Below are 22217 nucleotides of genomic sequence, written 5' to 3' on the forward strand. Positions count from 1 at the left end.
CACTTCAAGGTAGTTACCGATTCGGGCGACAATCAGCATGTGGCAAACTCTCCTGACGCCGGTCGACCTGTACTGCGAGCGGGTCGGGCCAGAGTTCTGGGCCGAGCCGGTCAACGCACTGACCAATCTGGCTTTTCTTGTCGCCGGGCTGTGGGGTGTCCGGGAGGTGCGCCGGCGTGGCACAGGCATCTTCGCCGAAATGCTGGCCTGGTGGGTGGTGGCGATCGGCATCGGCTCGGCGCTTTTCCACACCTTTGCCAACCATGCCACGGTCTGGGCCGACGTGCTGCCGATCGCCGGGTTCACGCTGGCCTACACGCTGTTCAACCTGCGCCGTTTCCTCGCTATGCAATGGGGCAAGGCGATCGCCATCTTCTTCGCATTCTATGCCGTCACCGGGTTGTTGACCTGGGCCGTGCCGGACTGGCTGAGCCAGGCATCGAACGGCACGACCGGCTACCTGCCGCCCTTCCTGGCGCTCGCCTCCTTCGGCGCCTGGGTGGCGGCGAGCGGCAACCGCGCCGGCTGGTACAATCTGGCGGGCTCGGCGATCTTCGTCGTGTCGGTCATCTTCAGGACGATCGATCCGCTGGTCTGCGGCAGCTTCCCGCTCGGCACGCATTTCCTGTGGCACATCCTCAACGGGCTGATGCTCGGCGTGCTGCTGGCGGCGGCGGCGCGGTTCGGAGGGCCGAAATTAGGGCAGTATGGCAGTAGGGCAGTAGGGCAGTAGGAGTAGGGAATAGGACGAGGCAGCGGAGGCGACTTTTCCCCTACTGCTTACTGCCCTACTCCCCTATACCCTTCACATTATGCGGCCAGATCGCGCAGCACATATTGCAGGATGCCGCCGTTCTTGAAGTAGTCGAGTTCGTCCAGCGTATCGATGCGGCAGATGATCGGAATGTTCTTCACCGTGCCGTCGCCATAAGTGATCTTCGCGATCATCTTCTGACGCGGCTTGATGGCGCTCAGTCCGTCGATTTCGACCAGTTCGTCGCCCTTGAGGTTGAGCGAGGCCCATGAGGTGCCTTCCTCGAAGACGAAGGGGATGACCCCCATGCCGACCAGGTTCGAGCGGTGGATGCGCTCGAAGGACTGAGCGATGACGGCGCGAACACCCAACAGGTTGGTGCCTTTGGCCGCCCAGTCGCGCGACGAGCCGTTGCCGTATTCCACACCGGCGAAGATGACCAGCGGCACGCCTTCCTTCTTGTACTCCATGGCGGCGTCGTAGATCGATTTCTCTTCCTTCGACGGATAGTGGATCGTGTAGCCGCCCTCGCGGCCGTTCTCGCCCAGCATGTGGTTGCGGATGCGGATATTGGCGAAGGTGCCGCGCATCATCACCTCGTGATTGCCGCGCCGTGTGCCGTACTGGTTGAAGTCGGCGACGCCGACGCCATGGTCGGTAAGATACTTGCCGGCCGGAGAGGCCGCCTTGATCGAGCCGGCCGGAGAGATGTGGTCGGTGGTGATCTTGTCGCCGAACAGCCCGAGCACGCGGGCGCCCTTGATGTCGCCGATCGTGCCGAAGCCCGATGTCATGCCAGCGAAGTAGGGCGGGTTCTGCACATAGGTCGAATTGTTGTCCCAGGCATAGGTCTGGCCTTCCGGCGCCTTGACGTTCTGCCAGTATTCGTCGCCCTTGAAGACGTCGGCATATTTGCGGGCGAACAGTTCGCGCGTCACGTTCCTCTCGATGAACTCCTGGATCTCGACCGAGCTCGGCCAGATGTCCCTGAGGTAGACCGGGTTGCCGTCGCGGTCCTCGCCGAGCGGTTCGGTGGTCAGATCTTTGGTCACGGTCCCGGCCAGTGCGTGGGCGACGACCAGCGGCGGCGAAGCGAGGTAGTTCGCCTGCACGTCGGGCGAGACGCGGCCTTCGAAATTGCGGTTGCCGGAAAGCACCGCGGCAGCAATCAAGCCCTTGTCGTTGATGGTTCTGGAGATCGGCGCCGGCAACGGGCCGGAATTGCCGATGCAGGTGGTGCAGCCGAAGCCGACCAGATTGAAGCCGATCTGGTCCAGTTCCTTCTGCAGGCCGGATTTCTCCAGATATTCGGCGACGACCTGGCTGCCCGGCGCCAGCGATGTCTTGACCCACGGCTTCTGCTTGAGTCCGAGCCGGTTGGCGTTGCGTGCCAGCAACCCGGCGCCGATCAGCACGCTCGGGTTCGACGTGTTGGTGCAGGAGGTGATGGCGGCAATGACGACGTCGCCATGGCCAAGGTCGTAGTCGGTGCCCTCGACGGCATAGCGCTTGTCGATTTCGACCGCCTTCTTGTATTCGGTTTCCATCGCCTTGACAAAGCCGGCCGGAATGCCTTCGAGCGCGACCCGGCCCTCTGGACGCTTGGGGCCGGCCATCGACGGCACGACACTGCCGAGATCGAGCTCGAGCAGGTCGGTGAAGACCGGATCGGCCGACCCGGTATCGCGCCACATGCCTTGCGCCTTGGCGTATGCCTCGACCAGCGCGATGCGGTTTTCCTCGCGGCCGGACATGGTGAGGTAGCGGATGGTTTCGCCATCGACCGGAAAGAAGCCGCAGGTCGCGCCATATTCGGGCGCCATATTGCCGATGGTGGCGCGGTCGGCCAGCGTCATGTTGGACAGACCCGGACCGAAGAATTCGACGAACTTGCCGACGACGCCCTTCTTGCGCAGCATCTGGGTGACGGTGAGCACGAGATCGGTGGCGGTGACGCCTTCCCTGAGCCTGCCGGTGAGCCGGAAGCCGATGACTTCGGGCAACAGCATGGAGACGGGCTGGCCAAGCATCGCGGCCTCGGCCTCGATGCCGCCAACGCCCCAGCCGAGCACGCCAAGGCCGTTGATCATGGTGGTGTGCGAATCGGTGCCGACGCAGGTGTCGGGGTAGGCGGTGGTTTCGCCGCCTTCGGAGTTGGTCCACACGACCTGACCGAGATATTCGAGATTGACCTGGTGGCAGATGCCGGTGCCGGGCGGCACGACGCGGAAATTGCGGAAGGCCTGCTGACCCCATTTCAGGAATTTGTAGCGTTCCTCGTTGCGCTCGTATTCAAGCTCGACATTCCGGGCGAAAGCCAGCGGCGTGCCGAACTCATCGACGATGACCGAGTGGTCGATGACCAGGTCGACCGGCACCAGCGGATTGATCTTTTGCGGGTCGCCGCCGAGCGAGGCCATGGCATCGCGCATGGCGGCCAGGTCGACCACGGCCGGAACGCCGGTGAAATCCTGCATCAGCACGCGGGCCGGGCGATAGGCGATCTCGACCCCGGCGGTGCCCCTGTCGGTCAGCCAGCCGGCGACCGCCTGGATGCTCTCCTTGGTGACGGAACGGCCGTCCTCGTTGCGCAACAGGTTCTCCAGCAGCACCTTCATCGAATAGGGCAGTTGGGCGATGCCGGTGAGGCCGTTCTTCTCGGCCTCGACGAGGTCGTAGTAAACATAATCGGAGCCGCCCGCGGTCAGCGTGCGGCGGCAATTGAAACTATCGAGGGATTCTGACACGTGCGATCCGTCCTTGTCTGTTCAGCCTGAAAGGGAACGGACGCCGATGGCATGCAATCACGCGCAAAGGTGCGGGTACGGCCATTTCCGCTGTCCGTTCCCAGCCAACCCGAGCCGTTCAAGGCGGCGCGTGCGCTGGTTCGGCGCTAATTCGCTTCCCGTGCCGACCGCTGGCACGGATGCCCCGCATATAGAGAATTTCCTGGAATAGTTCTAGACAGTCGAACGGCTATTTTGTGCGATGCGGCAGCTGCCGTGGCGCGATGTTTTCGGGACGGGCATGGAATGCGGCTGATCGCCGAAGATCTGGGCGGCGAACGCGGCGGCGAGGCGGTTTTTTCCGGCCTCGACTTTGCCCTTGGCAAAGGCCAGGCGCTGATCGTCACCGGGCCGAACGGCGCGGGAAAATCGACACTGCTCAGGGTCGTTGCCGGGTTGCTGCCGGTGGTGGCAGGCCGTTTGCTTCTTGAAGGTGGCGGTGAGGATTTTCCGTCGGTCGCCTCGGCCTGCCACTATCTCGGCCACCAGAACGCAATGAAGACGGCGCTGAGCGTGGCGGAAAATCTGCGCTTCTGGCGCGATTTTTCGGGCGCGGATTTCTTGAGCGCCGAAGAGGCGCTGGCAATGGTCGGGCTTGACGGTATCGGCCATCTGCCGTTCGGCTATCTCTCCACCGGACAACGCCGCCGCGCGGCGATCGCAAAACTGCTGGTCAGCCGGCGGCCGCTGTGGCTGCTCGACGAGCCGACGGCCGGATTGGACAAGGCTTCGGAAGAGCGATTCGGCCGGCTGATGCGGGAGCACTGTTCGGAGGGCGGAATCATTATTGCGGCGACGCATCTGCCGCTGGGGTTGGAGGGGGCACAAGAATTGAGGATGGGGGAAACTCGGTAATGTCGGCAGGACAGAGGGGGGTGCCTGGGCAAGGGCATCTAAAACCATGCTAGCCCTCTTCCTGCGCGATATCCGCCTGAGTATCCGGGCCGGCGGCGGGGCGCTGACCGGCGTGATCTTCTTTCTCGCGGTGATCGCCACGATCCCGTTCGGCGTCGGGCCGGACCTCAATCTGCTTGCCCGCATCGGCCCGGCGATCCTGTGGATCGGCGCCTTGCTGGCTTGCCTGCTCGGTCTCGACCGATTGTTCCAGGCCGACCGGGAAGACGGCTCGCTCGATCTGCTGGTGCTCGGCGACGACCGGCAGATGCTGGCGCTGACCGTGCTGACAAAATGCCTGGCGCATTGGGCAGGAAGCGTGCTGCCGCTGGTCATCGCGGCACCCCTGCTCGGCCTGTTCATGAACATGGAGCCGATCGGCATCGGCGCCACGGCGCTGACCCTTCTGGTCGGCACGCCGGCGATTACCTTCATCGGCGCTGCCGGTGCGGCGGTGGCGGTGGCACTGCCGCGCGGCGGGCTGCTGATCTCGGTGCTGGTGCTGCCGCTGACCATCCCGGTGCTGATCTTCGGCGTCTCGGCAAGCTATGGCGCGGTGGCGAACCCTGATCCGTTTCTGCAGCCTTTCCTCATTCTTGCCGCGCTGACCTTGTTTCTTGCCGTGCTGGGGCCGGTTGCGGCAGCGTTGGCGCTGCGCCATGGAACCGACTGATTTGGCCGGCCATGGTGGTGATTACAGGGCGTCAAAGGCTGCGGCGCTGCTGTCGATTGCGAAGCCGATGACGCAGGGTTAAAGGAAGGCATGTTGGAACGAAGCGAAATGGTCCGGCTGAAAGGTTTTGCACCGGAGGAGCGACCCCTATGAGCGCGCATGCGCTCTATGTGACCGCTGCCTATGCCATTACGGCCGTGGTGCTGGCCGGGCTGATCGGCTGGATCCTGCTCGACCAGCGTGCACGCAGACGAGACCTCGCCGAGCTGGAAGCGTCCGGCGTGCGGCGGCGCTCCGATAAGGCGGGGAAATCATGAGCATGGAGACGGAAACGCCGGCGCGCTCACGCCGCCTGATCGTGCTGTTGCCGCTGCTGATTTTCCTCGGGCTGGCGGGGCTGTTCCTGACGCAGCTGCTGTCCGGCCGCGACACTTCGGAAGTGCCATCGGCGCTGATCGGCCTGCCGGCGCCGCAGACCAATCTGCCGGCGCTGGAGGGCATGAATTTGCCGGGGCTCGATTCCAGGCAGTTTGCCGGCAAGGTCACGCTCGTCAACGTCTTCGCGTCGTGGTGCGGGCCGTGCCGCGACGAACATCCGCTGCTGCTGGCGCTGTCGCAGGACAAGCGCTTCGTCATCGCCGCCCTCAACTACAAGGACCAGCCGGAAAACGCCCGCCGGTTCCTCGGCGATCTCGGCAACCCGTTCCAGGCGATCGGCGTCGACACGGCAGGGCGCGCGGCGATCGACTGGGGGGTCTACGGCGTGCCGGAAACCTTCGTCGTTGGCAAGGACGGCAAGATCGCCTACAAGCACGTCGGCCCGCTGACGCCGGGCTCAGCACAAGCGCTGCTGCTGCCGGAGATCGAGAAGGCGCTGGCAGCACCCGGCTGATGGCCCCGCCGTTTCGTCATCCTTGGGTCTTCACTCCGCTTTGCGTCGTTACGCCCAAGGATTACGAACGTGATAGGTCGACCGAAGATTCAGCCGTAGACCTGCTTGTGGACCTGGTAGAGCATTTCGCTGCGGTCGGCGCGCATGTCGGCCAGATCGCGGCTGGAAAACGAATCGATTTCGGCGATGAGGCGGTTGTATTGCCGGCGCTTGGCGATGCTGGTGCGAGCGCGGCTCATTAGACTGTCGAGAATCATAGCGAGGTTCCTTCTGTGCCGCATTGTTGCGGCAGGTTGTTCCTCCCTGATCGATACGCAGCATGACATAGTTATGGTGCATCGCAAAAAGAAGATGTTGCAATGCACCATTGCGCTGGGCGCATAGCCGGTTAACGGCGCATGGGCCCGTCCTTCCATCCGTCACTCGAGCAAGGGCCGCATTGCCTGTCCCGATACAACGATCTTGCCATATCGATCGCCGGCTGGCTTGATCGCGCCGGCACCAACGATTTGCATGACCCGGGAGAAAACCATGGCCGAAGACTACGAAATTCTCGATCCACGCTTTGCGCGGCTGTTCAACGGCAACGCACAGGTGGACAAGCTGTTCACCGGATGCCGGTGGGCGGAAGGGCCGGCCTGGTTTGCGGCCGGCCGTTATGTGGTCTGGTCCGACATTCCCAACAACCGCATGCTGCGCTACGACGAGACCGACGGCAGCGTCAGCGTGTTCCGGCAGCCGTCGGGCAATTCCAATGGCAACACCGTCGACCGGCAGGGCCGGCTGGTCACTTGCGAGCATTCGGGCCGCCGCGTCAGCCGCACCGAGCATGACGGCTCGATCACCACCATAGCCGACAAATGGCGCGGCAAGCGGCTGAACTCGCCCAACGATGCGGTGGTCAGGTCCGATGGTTCGATCTGGTTCACCGACCCGACCTACGGCATCGATACGGATTATGAGGGCGACAAGGCCGAGAGCGAGATCGGCGCCTGCCATGTCTACCGGGCCGACCCCGGCACCGGCGAGATCGAAGCGGTGATCACCGACATGGTCAGGCCCAACGGGCTTGCCTTCTCGCTCGACGAGAGCAAGCTCTATGTCGTCGATACCGGCCGCACGCATGGCGCGCAGAATCCGGCGCATATGCGGGTGTTCGATGTCGACGGGGCCGGCAAGAAGATCTCAGGCGGAAAGGTCTTCGCCGATTGCACGGCCGGCCTGTTCGATGGTTTTAGGCTCGACGACCAAGGCCGGATCTGGACCAGTGCCGCCGACGGCATCCATTGCTACGATCCCGACGGAACGCTGATCGGCAAGATCAAGGTGCCGGAAGTCGTCGCCAATTGCGTGTTCGGCGGCGGCAAGCTGAACTGCCTCTACATCGCCGGCACGACCTCGCTCTACATGGTCCGGCTGATGGTCAACGGCGCAAAGACATTTTGAGCGGTCCTGGGGTCTTCGAAGAGGTTGCTGCGCGTGACTGGTTCGTCGGCGAGACCAATGTCGCGGCGTTGAGACCGAAGGGAAATTTGCGAGAGGCTGCGGGACAGCGCCCCGCTCTGCCCTGCCGGGCATCTCCCCCACTTGGGGGCTTCGTCGCCGACGCGCTTAGCGTTCGCTCCGCCCGGGATAACGAAAGCACGGTGGCCGCCGCTTAACGCGACCGGATGAAATCGGCGAAGGCCGAAATGGCGTTGTGCATTGCCAGTTGGCTTGCCGGCTCCGATAGGATTTTGTCCACCTCCGGTGGCCTCTTGCCGAGCAGGGCGATTTCGAGCGCGGTGTCTTCAAAAAGCGCGAAAGACATGGTGCGCATGATCTCGGCCAGAGCCGCGCGGGCAAACAGCGAGCGCGGCGAGGCGTGCACCAGCATGGCCGGCTTGGCGACAGCGGCGTCGCGCGACACCAGCCAGTCGAGCGCGTTCTTCAGCCCGCCCGGCACGCCATGGGCATATTCAGGGCAGGAGACGATCACACCGTCAGCGGCGGTGACCGCGTCGATCAGCGCGGATGCTTGCGGTGGCGTCCGCTCGCCTTCGTCATCCGGATTGAAAATCGGCAAGCGGCCTAGCTCGTCATAGACGATGACGCGGCAGCCAGTCGGCGCATTTTGCGCCAAACCCGCGGTCAACGCCGAATTGGTCGAGGCGGCGCGCAGGCTGCCAGAGATTGCAAGGATGTTGAGCAAAGGAATGGAGATCAGCTTGGACGATTCGTTGCCGGGCACACTACCACATGGTGTGTTTGTATTCTTCGTCCAGCCAGCGATCGGTCGCCTCGGCCGAATCGGCAAGCGCCAGCTGGTCGCGCAGGATCTGGCCGAGCGTCGGCAGCGTCGCGCGGTCGTACCAGGTTTCCGGCTTCCACAGATCGGAGCGCATGAAAGCCTTGGCGCAATGCATGTAGGCGGCCTTGACCGTCACCAGGACGACGCTTTGCGGTTCCTTGCCGTCGACGGCGAGCCGCTCGCGCAAAGCCGCATCGACGGTGATGCGGGCGTCGCCGTTGACGCGCAGCGTCTCGTTCATGCCCGGGATGAGGAAGAGCAGCCCGACCGAAGGGTTGAGAAGAATGTTCTCCAGCGTGTCGAGCCGGTTGTTGCCGGGCCGGTCGGGGATGGCGATGGTCTTCTCGTCGAGCACGGCGGCAAAACCCGGCCTATCGCCCTTCGGCGTCACATCGGCATTGCCGGCGCAGTCCGAGGAGCCAATCAGCACGAAGGGGCTTTTGCCGATGAAGGAACGGCCGTGGCCATCCAGCGCCTTCAGTTCCTTGCGGATCGAGCCGTCGGTCGGCCGAGGCGTCTTGTAGATCGTTCTCAGCTCTTCGCGCGTGGTGACGAATTCCATGCCCTCTCCTTAAAATCGTTACTTGCCGGGCTTCCCTTCCGTTCCGGTCTTGCCTTCAAGCGAATGGCGCATGATCAGCGGCATCTGGCTGAAGGTGAAAAGAAGGGTGATCGGCATGATGCCCCAGACCTTGAAGGTAACCCAGGCGTCGGTGGAAAAATTCCGCCAGACCACTTCGTTGACAAGGGCCAGGAACAGGAAAAACAGGCCCCAGCGGAAGGTGAGTTTCTTCCAGCCCTCGGCATCGAGGCTGAAGGCCGAATCGAAGACGTAGCCGAGCAGCGACTTGCCGAAGAACAGGCCGCCGAGCAGCACGCCGCCGAACAGCATGTTGACGATTGTCGGCTTCATCTTGATGAAGATGTCGTCCTGCAGGTAGAGCGTCAGCGCGCCGAAGACGAAGACGACGACGCCCGACACCATCGGCATGATCGGCAACGTGCGGGTGAGCAGCCAGGACGCGGCCAGCGCGATCGCGGTCGCGGCCATGAACAGGCCGGTAGCGACGAAGATCGGTCCGCCGAATTCGGCCAGCACCGGAAATTTCTGCGACAGCCATGCGCCACGGGCGTTGGCGAAGAAGAACACCATCAACGGGCCGAGCTCCAGCACCAGCTTGAGCAGCGGATTGACGCCTTCCTTCTTCTGTTTCTGCGGGTCGGACGGGTCGCGTTCGAGGATGCGCGGGTTCATAGGCTTTCCTTCTTGCGCATGATCCTGTCCAAAAAGTCTGCAACTTCCTGGGATCAAGCTTGTTATGCCACTCCAGCGATCGCCCTGGCGAACTCGCTTGCGGAGAATGGTTCGAGGTCGTCGACCTGTTCGCCGACGCCGATGAAATAAACCGGCAATTTGTGCTTTGCCGCAATCGCCACCAGAATACCGCCGCGTGCCGTGCCGTCCAGCTTGGTCATCACCAGGCCGTTGACGCCGGCGACATTGCGGAAGATCTCGACCTGGTTGAGCGCGTTCTGGCCGGTGGTGGCGTCGACCGTCTGCAGCACGGTGTGCGGCGCCTCCGGATCGAGCTTGCCCAGCACCCGGACGATCTTTTCGAGTTCCGCCATCAGCTCGGTCTTGTTCTGCAGCCGCCCGGCGGTGTCGATGATCAGCACGTCCGAGCCGGCTTGCCTGGCCTGTTCGAAGGCATCATAGGCGAGGCCGGCGGCGTCGGCGCCGAGCTTCGAGGCGATGACCGGCGACCTGGTGCGCTCGCCCCAGATCTTCAATTGCTCGATCGCCGCGGCGCGGAACGTGTCGCCGGCGGCGAGCATCACCGACAGGCCGCCGTCGGTCAGCTTTGCCGCCAGCTTGCCGATGGTCGTGGTCTTGCCGGTGCCGTTGACGCCGACGACAAGGATGACATGCGGCTTGTGGCTGAGGTCGAGCTCCAGCGGCAAGGCGACATGGGTCAGCACCTTCTCCACCTCGGCCGCCATGATCGCGCGCACTTCCGTCTCGGAGACGTCCTTGCCGTAGCGGCTGGCAGCCAGCGAATCGGTGATGCGCAAAGCCGTCTCCATGCCGAGATCGGCGCGGATCAGCACGTCCTCCAGATCCTGCAGCGTGTCCTCGTCGAGCTTGCGCTTGGTGAAGACGCCGGCGATGTTGCCTGACAGTTCCCGGGAAGAGCGGGCGAGCCCCTCCTTCATGCGCTGGAACCACGAGCGTTTCGGTGCCGGTTCCGGCGCCTTCTGCGGCTCGGCTCTCTGCTCGACCTTCCTGGTGACGGTGACCTTGCCGGCAGCCGGCTTTGGCTCCGGCGGCGGTTGTGGAACGGGCTCGCGCTTTACCTCCCCCGCGATGGGGGAGGTCCCGAGCGAAGCTCGGGGGTGGGGGTGACTGGCGCCGGCGCCGGCGCTGTCACCCAACCCCCCCCCTTCGCGGCGACCCTCCCCATCGAGGCGAGGGTGGGGCGCTGGAATGGCTTCAGGTTCGGGCGCGATCTCGGTAAGGACCGGCTTCGCCTCGATCGGCGCTGGCTGGCGAATGGGGGGCGGGATTTCGGCCGTCGGTGCGGCATCTTGCGCAGGTTCGCGCTGCCCCTCACCCTTACCCTCTCCCCGTGAAGGACGGGGAGAGGGGGGCGTCAGCGCAGCCGCTTCTTCCTCGGCCTCTGCGGGAGTGGTTCCGGCGGCGCGATCAGCACCCTTCTCCCCGTCCCTATACGGGGAGAAGGTGCCGGCAGGCGGATGAGGGGCGGCGCCAGCCGCTGATGATGGAAGCTGAGTGGACGCTTCGACGGACGCAGGTTCGGGTTGTTTCTTCGGGGCGATTTCCGGCTGCTCGGGCTCAGGAACGTCCTGCGGCTCCGGAGTTGGCTCGGGAATGACGGGAGCAGCCGGAATCTGCTCTGGCTCTTCGACCGGATCAGGCTCCGGCTGAGCAGGCTCGGCCTCTTCAACAGGCACCGGCTGTGCCGGAGGCGCAGCTTCTGCTTCGGGCCAAGGCTCTTCGCGTTTCAAAAATTCCGGAACGGCTTGCTCGGCCGCCGGTTTCAGTGCCTCGAGCGCGTCCCATTTGATCGGCGGCAGCGGTGCGGTCTCGTCGATCCGCTCCTCGACCACTTCCTTCTTGCCGAACGAAAATATCTTCTTGAGAAAACCAGCCATGTTCTTGCGTCTCAGGCGGCGCGGGCGGCAAGCGGCGCCGCGATCAGCCGCGAGCCGTCATCGCCGGCGATAGCGGCCTCGACGATTTCGCCCGCCGCACCGTCGGAGACCGCAGCGAGCGTAAACCCTTCGGTGCGGCCGAGCCCGTCGCGCTCGACCAGGATCGACTGGCGTGTTCCGGCGAGCGAGGAAAGGTGGCTGCGATAGGCGGCGTCACCCGCGGCGCGCAGCCGTGCAGCACGCTGCTTGATCAGTTCGCGGCGAAGCTGCGGCATGCGCGCGGCGGGGGTGCCTTCGCGCGGCGAAAACGGAAAAACGTGGAGATGCGTCAGGCCGCATTCCTCGACGATCTCCAACGATTTTTCGAACATGGCGTCCGTCTCGGTCGGGAAGCCGGCGATGATGTCGGCGCCGAAGACGATGCCGGGACGCAATTTGCGCAAATCCTGGCAAAAACGGATCGACTGATCCCGGTTGTGCCGGCGCTTCATCCGTTTCAGGATCATGTCGTCACCGGACTGCAGCGACAGATGCAGATGCGGCATCAGCCGAGGCTCGGTGGCGATGGCGTCGAGCAGATCGTCGTCAGCCTCGATCGAATCGATCGAGGAAAGGCGCAGGCGTTTCACGTCAGGCACCTGCTTCAGGATTGTCTTGACCAATTTGCCGAGCTTCGGGCTGCCCGGCAGGTCGGCGCCGAAACTGGTCATGTCGACGCCGGTCAGCACGATCTCGGCATAGCCATTGCCGCTCAGCCGCTTGACCTGCTCGACCACGGCGCCCATCGGCACCGAGCGCGAATTGCCGCGGCCATAGGGGATGATGCAGAAGGTGCAGCGGTGGTCGCAGCCGTTCTGAACCTGGACGAACGCCCGCGCCCGGCCTTCGATGGCGTCGACCATGTGGCCGGCCGTCTCGCGCACCGAAAAGATATCGTTGACGCGAGCCTTCTCGGTGTCGTTGACGCCGAAATCCGGCAGCGCGCGATAGGAATGCGCCTTCAGCTTTTCCTCGTTGCCAAGGACGAGATCGACCTCGTCCATGGCGACGAAATTCTGCGGCTCGGTCTGCGCGGCGCAGCCGGTGACGATGATGCGGGCGGCCGGATTCTCGCGGCGGGCCTTGCGGATCGACTGTTTTGCCTGGCGCACCGCCTCGCCGGTGACGGCGCAGGTGTTGAAGATGATGGCGCCGCCTTCCAGCGCGCCAAGGCCGGCGCTTTCCGCCTCTCGCCGCATCACCTCGGATTCGTAGGTGTTCAGCCGACAGCCGAAGGTGACGACGTCAACACTTTTGGGAAGAGCGGGACCCTTCTTGGCAAGGGGAGCCATCAGGCGGCGCTTTCGGTGTCGCGGGCCCACACGCCGGTCGCCGGGTCGAAGCTGCCGGAAAATTCCCATTCGGCGGCGCCGGTGAGGATGACGTGGTCGTCGCCGCGCCACTCGACATGCAAGGAGCCACCTCCGGGCGTCACCAGGGAGACGCTGCGTCCGGTCCGCCTGGTGCGCGCCGCGGCGACGACGGCGGCACAAGCCGCCGTGCCGCAGGCCTTGGTCAGGCCGGCGCCGCGCTCCCAGGTGCGGATGACCATCGTCTCGGTCGAGGTCACCCGCGCGATGGTGATGTTGGCTCGTTCGGGGAAGATCGGGTGGTTTTCGAGCAGCGGACCGAAGCGGTCGAGCTCATAGGACCAGACGTCGCGGTCGACCCAGAAGATGGCGTGCGGATTGCCCATCGACACGACCGAGGGCGAGTGCAGCACCGGCGCGTCGATCGGGCCGACCTGCAGCTCGATCATGCGGGTATCGCGGAATTCCTCGGCGAGCGGAATATCCTGCCAGCCAAAACGCGGCTTGCCCATGTCGACCGAGATCAGCCCGTCGGCATGTTCTTCGGCGTTGAGGATGCCGGCGACGGTCTCGAAGGCGAATGTCTTCTGGCCGGTCTCGGCGGCAAGTGCCTGCACCACGCAGCGCATGCCGTTGCCGCAGGCCTGCGCGCCAGTTCCGTCGGAATTCAGGATGTCGATGAAAAAGGCAGTGCCCGGCGTTCTGGCGTCGTGGATCGCCATGATCTGATCGAACTTCGTCGCGGCATCGGCATTGAGCGCAAGGGCGGCAGCCGGCGCCACCCGGTCGGCGCGACCGCGCATGTCGGCAACGATGATTTCGTTGCCGATGCCGTTCATCTTGGCGAAGGGGGCAGTGCTTGCCATGGATCGAAAGGTCTCATGCCGGTTTGGCGCCTATATGGCGGATAGCGGCCGGAATTACCAGTGCGAGACGCCAGCGCGACGTGCGTCGACTTGGACGCACAAAGTACGCTCTGACATTTTTAAACCTGCGCATCGTGCTTCGTGAAAATCGATTCCGATTTTCGGGCGGATGCGGTCTATGCCACCGCCAAGACGCCAAGCATGACCAGCAGGAAGATGATCAACACAATGCCGATGAGAATGCGGGCGCCGGTGGCGGCGGCTCCGGCCAAGGCCGGCATGCCGAGCAGGCTGGCCGCGGCCGCGATTATCAGAAGAATCACAATCCATTTGATCATGGGAAATCCCTCGCAGCCGACGGTTGTGGACCACCACCAACGCGTTTACGACGTCCCGGGTTCCCCCGGGGGCTCTGGGGGGCCGGGTCGCCAGCCTAGAGCGCCGGCACGTCCCAGACTTCGCCGGGACGCAGGGCGCGAAAGCGTTCTTGCGGGACACCTTGATCGTTGAGGGCCTCGCCCAGCTTTCTTGCCGGCTCGTCGATCGGCTCGTTGGTGAGCCGGAACGTGCCCCAATGGCAGCCGGCGGCATAGGCGGCGTTGCACAACAGCATGCCTTGCACCGCCTCCTCCGGGTTCTGGTGGTGTGGCGCCATGAACCAGCGCGGCTCGTAGGCGCCGATCGGCAGGATGGCGAGGCGGAAGCCGCCGTGCCTTGCGGCCATCAGCCGGTAGTTGATGCCATCGTGGAAACCGGTGTCGCCGGCGAAATAGACCTTTCCGCCCGGCGTCTCGACCACAAAACCCGCCCACAGCGCCATGCGCCGGTCGCGGGTGCCGCGCGCCGACCAGTGGTGCACCGGCTCGACATGGACGGCGACGTCCTTGCCGATCTCGACCCGCTCGCCCCAGTCATGCACGGAAAGCCGCATTCCGGGAACGCCATCGTCGATGATGGCGTCGTTGCCGAGCGGCGTCAGCACCAGCGGGTCATGCTTTGTCTTCAGCCGCTTCAGCGTGGCGAGGTCCAGATGGTCGTAGTGGTTATGGCTGACCAATACGAGATCGATCGGCGGCAGGGTGGAAAAGGCGATGCCGGGCGGATTGACCCGTTTCGGCCCGGCAAAGGGGAGCGGCGAGGCGCGCCGCGACCAGACCGGGTCGGTGAGGATGTTCAGGCCGGCTGTCTGGATGAGCAGCGTGGAATGGCCGACCATGGTCAGCCTCAGTTCAGAGCCGTCGATCCGTTTGGCCGGTGTCGCCTGATGAAACGGACTTGGATTCGCCGACGGCCATTTCGAGCGTTCGCCGCCCAGCTGCCACTTCAAAAGATCGGAAAAGCGGGCAGGCAACTTGCCGTTGGGATTGAAGAACAAGGTGCCGTCGAAATGATCGCTGGGCGGCCCGCTATAGTAGCGGTTGGCCGCCCTTTTCCTCGCAGCCAAGATTTCGCCTCCGGCAAGGTTCGGTTTCATCAGAGATAGGACCGAAGCGGGCTGGCGCAAGCATTTGGCGGCCGGACGCCAGGGGCAGGCCTGTCCTGGCAAACCGCTGCGCAGTCTCGCGTCAGACCCCCAGGACAGGTTTTCGGGCGGCACGCATTTGTGGCAAAGTTGCAACAGGTGCCGCCGCAAATGCTATTTTAACCATACAGGGTTGAAATTTTGCCACCTTCTCCGTCTTGGTAAGGGGGATATTGTGCGGACGGCAGCCCGGCCGGACCCGACGGAGGTTTGAAATGAATTTTTCGAAAACCGGTCTGCTGGCCGTATCGCTGGCCGCGCTCTTTGCGAGCGGCTGTTCAACGTCACGGTTCTCGCCGATGGACCAGCAGCCGGCGCCGCTGCAAGCCGCGCCCTCCGGCACGGTGACCGCAAACCAGCTGCCGCCGCCGGCGTCGCCTGGCACCGCCGACCCGTCGAAATTTCCGACGGCGCCGCAAGGCCCTCAGGTCGCCTCGCTGCCGCCGGACGGAACGGCTCCGGCCGGAGCCCCGGATCTTACCGCAAGCAGCGTCGCCGGCGTGTGGAAGGCCAGCGTGTCCGGCCAGAGCTGCCAGGTGGCGACGCCGCAAACCAAATTCGGCTCCGGCTATCGGGCTGGACCACTGCATTGCCCGGCGCCGATCGACGGCATCAAATCCTGGAACGTCGCCGGCAAGCAGTTGACGCTGTACGACGCGAATGGCGGCACGCTGGCACGGCTCTATTCCTCGGGCGGAGAGAAATTCGACGGCCAGACTTCCAACGGCCTGCCGATCTCGCTTACAAGAGGCTGACCCGCCCGCCCTTATTGTTTTTAGGCGATTCCGAAAACCGCTACACGCTTTCCCGGAATTGCTCTCTTTTGTTTTTACGCAATTCCGGACAGAAAACCGCTACACATTTTTCTTGGAATTGCTCCGGAACGACGTGACCGATGCATCTGCGTGACGGCCTTCAGACCCATGCGACCGTCCGGCAGCGTTACGACCATTGGGTCGATACGGGCGTGATCGACCGCGATCCGGCGCAGGAGCGGGTCGTCGCGGCACTCGATCGGTTGATCGACGAGATTTCGGCAAAACGGCTGGCGCACAAATCGAGCGCGCTGGGCTGGCTGTTCGCTCGCAAGCGCGAGACGCGCGAGGCCGTCAAGGGCCTCTATATCCACGGCGGCGTCGGCCGTGGCAAGACCATGCTGATGGACATGTTCTTCGAGCTGGTGCCGGTCCGGCGCAAGCGCCGTGTGCATTTCAACGACTTCATGGCCGATGTGCAGGACCGCATCCAGAAGCACCGGCAGGCGCGTAAAGAGGGCACCGTCAGGGAAGACGACCCGATCGCGCCGGTGGCCCGCGCGTTGGCCGAGGAAGCCTGGGTGCTGTGCTTCGACGAGTTTTCCGTCACCGACATCGCCGATGCGATGATCCTGTCGCGGCTGTTCTCGGCGCTGTTTGCCAACGGCGTCGTGCTGGTCGCCACGTCCAACGTCGCGCCGCAGGATCTCTACGGCGACGGCTTGAACCGCAAGCTTTTCCTTCCCTTCATCGGCATCCTGGAGCGGCATGCGCAGGTGATTGCCCTCGATGCCGACAAGGACTATCGGCTGGACAAGCTCAGCCGCCTGCCGGTCTATGTCACCCCTGCCGATGCCGCGGCCGATGCTGTCCTCGATGAGGCCTGGAAAGTGATGACGCATGGCAGGCCGACCCAGGCAGCGGCCCTGACCGTAAAGGGCCGGCAGGTCGTCGTGCCGCGCGCCGCCGGCGAAGCGGCGCGGTTTTCCTTTGCCGATCTCTGCGAAAACCCGCTCGGTGCCCGAGATTTCCTGGCGATTGCCGGCCGCTTCTCGACCGTCTTCATCGATCATGTGCCGGTGCTTGGCGAAGGCATGCGCAACGAGGCGAAGCGCTTCATCCTGCTGATCGACACGCTCTACGACCATCATGTGCGGCTGGTGGTGAGCGCCGCCGCACCGCCAGCGGAGCTGTATACGGCTAGGCGCGGCAACGAGGTCTTCGAGTTCGAGCGCACCGCGTCGCGGCTGATCGAGATGCAGAGTCACGAATGGCTGGAAGACTGGGTGGAGAGGCAGAAGGCGCGGGTGGTGCCTGCGGAGGCGAGGCAGGTTCGGGCCTGAACCTCGTTTCGTAGCGTTCCGGCACACCCCCTCTGTCCTGCCGGACATCTCCCCCTCAAGGGCCCCTCAAGGGCCCCTCAAGGGCCCCTCAAGGGCCCCTCAAGGGGGGAGATCAGATGTCGCCTCGACCTTCGCCAGTTTCCAGCGTTGTGGAAGAAGCCCGTCGTCAAAACCGCCGATCTCCCCCCATGTGGGGGAGATGTCCGGCAGGACAGAGGGGGGCGCTGTCCCGCCGGCGTCTATAGTCGATACACATACATGACGAACGCCTCCGCCGGCCCGTGCGGCTCCTTGCGCGACTCATAAAGCGCCTGAGCCGCCACATTCTCCGGCTCGGTGCCGACCCAGGCCTCCTCGCAGCCATGCTCCCGGCCGAGCTCAAACATGGCGTCGAGCATCTTCGTCGCTATGGCCTGGCGCTGGAAGGCCGGCGCCACGCCGACTTCGTCGATGTAGAGTTCGCTCACCTTGTCCGGGTGGCGGTGGATGACGGCCGCGCATTGGCCGACGACTGTGCCATCGGCCAATGCCACGATCATGAAATGACCGGGTTCGCGGAGATACGCTGCCAACGATCCAGCCTGACCGGTTCATCGAACACATCTTCGGCGACCCGCATCACAAGGGCGTCATCGCCGGAAAACAGCCTTCTTATTTCCATCTTCATTGCGTAACTTTCCCAAGTCGGCTCAATTCTTTTGACGTTTACGTAAATCCCAATCCATCTAACCGATTGAAAAATCTCACTCCAAAATAATCGTTTGAATATTCTATGCGCCGGGGCTATTGGGTGCGGCGAAATCTTCGCGGCTTCCCCGCCGCATTCCGGTCTCCTTCCTCGACGCCGTCATCCAATTCGTTAAGGGATTTGGGGCGCCGTCACAGTCTAAAGGGAAAACATCCTGACATGGCACGCAACAAGATAGCGCTCATCGGCTCGGGCATGATCGGCGGCACGCTCGCCCACATGATCGGCCTCAAGGATCTCGGCGACGTTGTGCTGTTCGATATCGCTGAGGGCATCCCGCAAGGCAAAGGGCTGGATATCGCGCAGTCGTCGCCGGTTGATGGGTTCGATTCCAGGCTGACCGGCGTCAACGATTATGCCGGCATCGAGGGTGCCGACGTCTGCATCGTCACCGCCGGCGTGCCGCGCAAGCCCGGCATGAGCCGCGACGACCTTCTCGGCATCAATCTGAAGGTCATGGAGCAGGTTGGCGCGGGTCTCAAGAAATACGCGCCGAAAGCCTTCGTCATCTGCATCACCAACCCGCTCGACGCCATGGTCTGGGCGCTGCAGAAGTTTTCCGGCCTGCCGAAGAGCCATGTCGTGGGCATGGCCGGCGTGCTCGACAGTTCGCGCTTTCGCTATTTCCTGGCCGAAGAGTTCAAGGTGTCGGTCGAGGATGTCACCGCCTTCGTGCTCGGCGGCCATGGCGATTCCATGGTGCCGATGATCCGCTATTCGACGGTCGCCGGCATCCCGCTGCCCGACCTCATCAAGATGGGCTGGACCTCGAAGGAAAAGCTCGACCAGATCGTGCAGCGCACCCGCGACGGCGGCGCCGAGATCGTCGGCCTGCTCAAGACCGGCTCGGCCTTCTACGCACCGGCCGCCGCGGCGATCGCCATGGCCGAAGCCTATCTCAAGGACAAGAAGCGCGTGCTGCCCTGTGCTGCGCATCTCTCCGGCCAGTATGGTGTCAAGAACACCTATGTCGGCGTGCCGGTGGTGATCGGCGCCGGCGGCGTCGAGCGCGTCATCGAGATCGAGCTCGGCAAGGCCGAGCAGAAGATGTTCGACAATTCGGTGGCGGCGGTGCAGGGCCTGTGCGAGGCTTGCGTCAAGATCGCTCCGCAACTCGCCGCCAAATGACCCGCTGCCAAGTGACCCGCCAGTAAAGTGATCTGGAGACAACGCGCATGAACATCCATGAATATCAGGGCAAGGCGCTGCTGAAGGGCTTTGGCGCACCGGTGGCCGAAGGCGTACCGGTGTTTAGGGCAAGCGAGGCGGAAGCTGCCGCCAAGGCACTGCCCGGCCCGCTCTATGTGGTAAAAAGCCAGATCCATGCCGGCGGCCGCGGCAAGGGCAAGTTCAGGGAGCTCGGCCCCGATGCCAAGGGCGGCGTCAGGCTGGCGAAATCGGTGGCCGAAGTGGTCGCCAACGCCAAGGAAATGCTTGGCCACACGCTGGTCACCAAGCAGACCGGCCCGGCGGGCAAGCAGGTCAACCGCCTCTACATCGAAGACGGCGCCGACATCGAGCGTGAGCTCTATCTGTCGCTGCTGGTCGATCGCTCGGTCGGCCGCATCGCTTTCGTCGTTTCGACCGAGGGCGGCATGGATATCGAGGCGGTCGCCCACGACACGCCGGAAAAGATCATCACCGTCGCCATCGACCCGGAAAAAGGTGTGACGGCGGATGATTTGAAAGAACTCAACGGCGCGCTGAAGCTCGACGGCGACGCCGCCAAGGACGGCGAGACGTTGTTCCCGATCCTCTACAAAGCCTTCGTCGAGAAGGACATGAGCCTGCTCGAAGTCAACCCGCTGATCGTCATGAAGAATGGCCGGTTGCGTGTGCTCGACGCAAAAGTGTCGTTCGACAACAACGCGCTGTTCCGCCATCCCGACGTGATGGAGCTGCGCGACATCACCGAAGAGGACGAGAAGGAGATCGAGGCGTCGAAATACGACCTCGCCTATGTCGCGCTCGACGGCAATATCGGCTGCATGGTCAATGGCGCCGGCCTTGCCATGGCGACGATGGATATCATCAAGCTCTACGGTGCCGAGCCCGCCAACTTCCTCGATGTCGGCGGCGGTGCGTCGAAGGAGAAGGTGACGGCGGCGTTCAAGATCATCACCAAGGACCCGGCGGTCAAAGGCATCCTGATCAACATCTTTGGCGGCATCATGAAGTGCGACATCATCGCCGAGGGCGTTATCGCGGCGGTCAAGGAAGTCGGCCTGCAAGTGCCGCTGGTGGTGCGGCTGGAAGGCACCAATGCCGAGCTCGGCAAGAAGATCATCAACGACAGCGGGCTCAACGTCGTCTCGGCCGATGACCTCGACGACGCGGCCAAGAAAATCGTGGCGGCGGTGAAGGGCTGATCTGGTGCCTCCGCACAAGATAAACCTGGTCGAGGCGGCGGATCAGAAGATCAAAAAGGTCTTCGATCCGCATATCGCCGGCGACGTCAACGACGCCCAGGTCAAGATCGCCAAGTTCGGCGATATCTTCGATTGGCACGCGCATGACAACGAGGACGAAGCCTTCCTGGTGCTGCGCGGCCGCATCGCCATCGATTTCCGCGACGGCACGGTGGAGCTTGGCAGCGGCGAGTTCATCGTCGTGCCGCGCGCCATTGAGCACCGGCCGCGCTCGCTGAGCGAACAGCCGGTGGTGCTGATGTTCGAGCCGGCGACGACGCTCAACACCGGCAACGCCAAAAGCGACCTCACTGTCGCCGATCTCAAGCGGCTATAGGGGGCTTGTGCGAGAAATGAAGAACATCACTCTGGCGGTCGAAGACGAGGTTCTGGAGCAGGTTAAGCTGGCGGCCGCTGAACAGGGAACGACCGTCGACGCCTTGGTGCGGGAGTTTTTCGCGACAGTGGCCGCGAAGCGCCGTGCCAACGACGGGGCTCGGCAAGCCCTGCTTAGGCTTGCCTACGAGGCTTCAGGCGACATGGGCAGCAAGACTTGGAACCGGGCAGCTCTCCATGACCGCTGAATGCTGCCTCGACACGAACATTCTCGTCTGTGCCACCATCGGACACGATTCCAAGCGCGCGGAGTATGGCGCAATCATCGCCGCCGCCGAGCGCCTTGGCGTCAAGACACTTTACACCGAAGACCTCAACCACGGGCAGGCCTACGGCTCCGCGGTCGCCGTCAACCCCTTCCGCACTCACTGATCAGGTCGCTAAAAAATGTCCATTCTCGTCGACAAGAACACCAAGGTGCTCGTGCAGGGCCTGACCGGCAAGACCGGCACGTTCCATACCGAGCAGGCGCTGGCCTATCACGGGACAAAAATGGTCGGCGGCATCCACCCGAAGAAGGGTGGCGAGACGTGGACCGGCGCCGCGGGCGAGAGCTTGCCGATCTTTTCCACCGTCGCTGAAGGCAAGGCGAAGACCGGCGCCAATGCATCTGTCGTCTATGTGCCGCCGGCAGGCGCCGCCGAGGCGATCCTGGAGGCGATCGAAGCAGAAATCCCGCTGATCATCTGCATCACCGAGGGCATCCCGGTGATCGACATGATCAAGGTCAAGGCGCGGCTCGACCGCTCGACATCGCGGCTGATCGGTCCCAACTGCCCCGGCGTCCTGACCCCCAACGAATGCAAGATCGGCATCATGCCCGGCAACATCTTCCGCAAGGGCTCGGTCGGCGTTGTTTCCCGCTCGGGAACGCTTACCTATGAGGCAGTGTTCCAGACCACCAATGTCGGTCTCGGCCAGACCACCGCCGTCGGCATCGGTGGCGACCCCGTCAAAGGCACGGAGTTCATCGACGTGCTGGAGATGTTCCTCGCCGACGACGAGACCCAGTCGATCATCATGATCGGCGAGATCGGCGGCTCGGCCGAGGAAGACGCCGCGCAGTTCCTCAAGGACGAAGCCAAGCGTGGCCGCAAGAAGCCGATGGCCGGTTTCATCGCCGGGCGCACGGCCCCGGCCGGCCGCACAATGGGTCACGCAGGCGCGGTGATTTCCGGCGGCAAGGGCGGCGCCGAGGACAAGATCGCGGCGATGGAATCGGCCGGAATAAAGGTTTCGCCGTCGCCGGCCCGGCTCGGCACGACGCTGGTCGAAGCGATAAAAGGTTAAGGCAGTAAGGGAGTAGGGCAGTATGGGATTAGGGGAATAGGAAGAACGGGACGAACGATGGCAAGTGCCTGGTTTTC

At 63.6% G+C, this 22217-nt stretch carries 25 protein-coding genes; 14 read left to right on the forward strand and 11 right to left on the reverse strand.

All coding sequences use genetic code 11. From position 1 onward, the window contains the following. The first annotated feature begins 37 nt into the window (after positions 1–37). Positions 38–733, forward strand: coding sequence for a ceramidase domain-containing protein (locus tag AC0L2Z_RS23830; protein ID WP_473629480.1), 696 nt, complete (start codon positions 38–40; stop codon positions 731–733). A gap of 77 nt (positions 734–810) precedes the next feature. Here the strand turns inward: AC0L2Z_RS23830 and acnA are convergent, their stop codons facing one another. Beyond that, the gene (gene acnA, locus AC0L2Z_RS23835; RefSeq protein WP_473629481.1) at positions 811–3501 is read right to left on the reverse strand and encodes an aconitate hydratase AcnA; all 2691 of its coding nucleotides are present in this window, start codon (positions 3499–3501) and stop codon (positions 811–813) included. A gap of 285 nt (positions 3502–3786) precedes the next feature. Between acnA and ccmA the strand changes: the two genes are divergently transcribed. The 4 genes from ccmA (at position 3787) to AC0L2Z_RS23855 (ending at position 5999) form a co-directional block, all read left to right on the forward strand. Further along, complete coding sequence (gene ccmA, locus AC0L2Z_RS23840) at positions 3787–4395, forward strand: heme ABC exporter ATP-binding protein CcmA (RefSeq protein ID WP_473629482.1); 609 nt, start codon at positions 3787–3789, stop codon at positions 4393–4395. Positions 4396–4441: 46 nt separating this feature from the next. Continuing rightward, positions 4442–5107 carry a heme exporter protein CcmB gene (gene ccmB / locus AC0L2Z_RS23845; RefSeq protein ID WP_023803343.1) on the forward strand — a complete coding sequence of 222 codons (666 nt, stop codon included), beginning with the start codon at positions 4442–4444 and terminating at the stop codon, positions 5105–5107. A 149-nt stretch (positions 5108–5256) separates the two neighbouring features. Next, positions 5257–5424, forward strand: a complete 168-nt coding sequence (gene ccmD, locus AC0L2Z_RS23850; protein ID WP_023803344.1) for a heme exporter protein CcmD — start codon at positions 5257–5259, stop codon at positions 5422–5424. After that, positions 5421–5999 (forward strand): DsbE family thiol:disulfide interchange protein, encoded by a 579-nt coding sequence (locus AC0L2Z_RS23855; RefSeq protein ID WP_023803345.1) that lies wholly within the window; start codon positions 5421–5423, stop codon positions 5997–5999. Before ccmD ends, AC0L2Z_RS23855 begins: the two co-directional genes overlap by 4 nt. An 89-nt stretch (positions 6000–6088) precedes the next feature. On the opposite strand, the gene AC0L2Z_RS23860 is transcribed toward AC0L2Z_RS23855, so the two are convergent. Beyond that, positions 6089–6238, reverse strand: coding sequence for a hypothetical protein (locus tag AC0L2Z_RS23860; RefSeq protein ID WP_473629511.1), 150 nt, complete (start codon positions 6236–6238; stop codon positions 6089–6091). A gap of 292 nt (positions 6239–6530) precedes the next feature. On the opposite strand from AC0L2Z_RS23860, the gene AC0L2Z_RS23865 reads away from it, so the two are divergent. Next, positions 6531–7445, forward strand: coding sequence for an SMP-30/gluconolactonase/LRE family protein (locus AC0L2Z_RS23865; RefSeq protein WP_473524083.1), 915 nt, complete (start codon positions 6531–6533; stop codon positions 7443–7445). Between the two features lie 211 nt (positions 7446–7656). Here the strand turns inward: AC0L2Z_RS23865 and AC0L2Z_RS23870 are convergent, their stop codons facing one another. The 8 genes from AC0L2Z_RS23870 to AC0L2Z_RS23905 form a co-directional block, all read right to left on the reverse strand. Then, on the reverse strand, positions 7657–8190 hold the full coding sequence (locus tag AC0L2Z_RS23870) for an NADPH-dependent FMN reductase (RefSeq protein ID WP_473629510.1): 534 nt from the start codon (positions 8188–8190) through the stop codon (positions 7657–7659). Positions 8191–8230: 40 nt separating this feature from the next. Continuing rightward, positions 8231–8851 carry a pyridoxamine 5'-phosphate oxidase family protein gene (locus AC0L2Z_RS23875; RefSeq protein WP_473629483.1) on the reverse strand — a complete coding sequence of 207 codons (621 nt, stop codon included), beginning with the start codon at positions 8849–8851 and terminating at the stop codon, positions 8231–8233. Positions 8852–8869: 18 nt separating this feature from the next. Next, positions 8870–9544 (reverse strand): septation protein A, encoded by a 675-nt coding sequence (locus tag AC0L2Z_RS23880; RefSeq protein ID WP_023803351.1) that lies wholly within the window; start codon positions 9542–9544, stop codon positions 8870–8872. Positions 9545–9606: 62 nt separating this feature from the next. After that, the gene (gene ftsY, locus AC0L2Z_RS23885) at positions 9607–11463 is read right to left on the reverse strand and encodes a signal recognition particle-docking protein FtsY (RefSeq protein WP_473629484.1); all 1857 of its coding nucleotides are present in this window, start codon (positions 11461–11463) and stop codon (positions 9607–9609) included. An 11-nt stretch (positions 11464–11474) separates the two neighbouring features. After that, the gene (mtaB, locus tag AC0L2Z_RS23890) at positions 11475–12794 is read right to left on the reverse strand and encodes a tRNA (N(6)-L-threonylcarbamoyladenosine(37)-C(2))-methylthiotransferase MtaB (RefSeq protein WP_473629485.1); all 1320 of its coding nucleotides are present in this window, start codon (positions 12792–12794) and stop codon (positions 11475–11477) included. After that, the gene (gene dapF / locus AC0L2Z_RS23895; protein WP_287248237.1) at positions 12794–13678 is read right to left on the reverse strand and encodes a diaminopimelate epimerase; all 885 of its coding nucleotides are present in this window, start codon (positions 13676–13678) and stop codon (positions 12794–12796) included. Before dapF ends, mtaB begins: the two co-directional genes overlap by 1 nt. Positions 13679–13854: 176 nt before the next feature. Further along, the gene (locus tag AC0L2Z_RS23900) at positions 13855–14016 is read right to left on the reverse strand and encodes a DUF1328 family protein (RefSeq protein ID WP_023803355.1); all 162 of its coding nucleotides are present in this window, start codon (positions 14014–14016) and stop codon (positions 13855–13857) included. A 95-nt stretch (positions 14017–14111) separates the two neighbouring features. After that, a complete protein-coding gene (locus AC0L2Z_RS23905) occupies positions 14112–15122 on the reverse strand; it encodes an MBL fold metallo-hydrolase (protein WP_473629486.1) in 1011 nt (336 codons plus the stop codon). A 293-nt stretch (positions 15123–15415) separates the two neighbouring features. Here AC0L2Z_RS23905 and AC0L2Z_RS23910 point away from each other — a divergent pair, with 293 nt between their 5' ends. Beyond that, positions 15416–15955, forward strand: a complete 540-nt coding sequence (locus tag AC0L2Z_RS23910; RefSeq protein WP_128170462.1) for a protease inhibitor Inh/omp19 family protein — start codon at positions 15416–15418, stop codon at positions 15953–15955. Between the two features lie 140 nt (positions 15956–16095). After that, a complete protein-coding gene (gene zapE, locus AC0L2Z_RS23915) occupies positions 16096–17298 on the forward strand; it encodes a cell division protein ZapE (protein ID WP_473629487.1) in 1203 nt (400 codons plus the stop codon). Between the two features lie 239 nt (positions 17299–17537). On the opposite strand, the gene AC0L2Z_RS23920 is transcribed toward zapE, so the two are convergent. Beyond that, a complete protein-coding gene (locus tag AC0L2Z_RS23920; protein WP_473629488.1) occupies positions 17538–17870 on the reverse strand; it encodes a GNAT family N-acetyltransferase in 333 nt (110 codons plus the stop codon). 335 nt (positions 17871–18205) lie between these two features. On the opposite strand from AC0L2Z_RS23920, the gene mdh reads away from it, so the two are divergent. The 6 genes from mdh to sucD are packed head-to-tail and all read left to right on the forward strand — an operon-like array spanning position 18206 to position 22140. Further along, positions 18206–19174: a malate dehydrogenase gene (gene mdh / locus AC0L2Z_RS23925; protein WP_473629489.1), complete on the forward strand. Its 969-nt coding sequence runs from the start codon at positions 18206–18208 to the stop codon at positions 19172–19174. A gap of 47 nt (positions 19175–19221) precedes the next feature. Further along, positions 19222–20415, forward strand: coding sequence for an ADP-forming succinate--CoA ligase subunit beta (gene sucC / locus AC0L2Z_RS23930; RefSeq protein ID WP_473629490.1), 1194 nt, complete (start codon positions 19222–19224; stop codon positions 20413–20415). 4 nt (positions 20416–20419) lie between these two features. Then, a complete protein-coding gene (locus tag AC0L2Z_RS23935; RefSeq protein WP_091592200.1) occupies positions 20420–20791 on the forward strand; it encodes a cupin domain-containing protein in 372 nt (123 codons plus the stop codon). Between the two features lie 16 nt (positions 20792–20807). Further along, a complete protein-coding gene (locus tag AC0L2Z_RS23940) occupies positions 20808–21038 on the forward strand; it encodes a hypothetical protein (RefSeq protein ID WP_473629491.1) in 231 nt (76 codons plus the stop codon). Beyond that, a complete protein-coding gene (locus tag AC0L2Z_RS23945) occupies positions 21028–21222 on the forward strand; it encodes a hypothetical protein (protein WP_473629492.1) in 195 nt (64 codons plus the stop codon). The genes AC0L2Z_RS23940 and AC0L2Z_RS23945 overlap by 11 nt, the downstream gene beginning before the upstream one ends. 15 nt (positions 21223–21237) lie before the next feature. After that, entirely contained in the window at positions 21238–22140 is a 903-nt protein-coding gene (gene sucD / locus AC0L2Z_RS23950; RefSeq protein ID WP_023803366.1) for a succinate--CoA ligase subunit alpha, read from the forward strand. The last annotated feature ends 77 nt before the right edge of the window (positions 22141–22217 follow it).

This window comes from Mesorhizobium sp. WSM4850 (assembly GCF_055811735.1).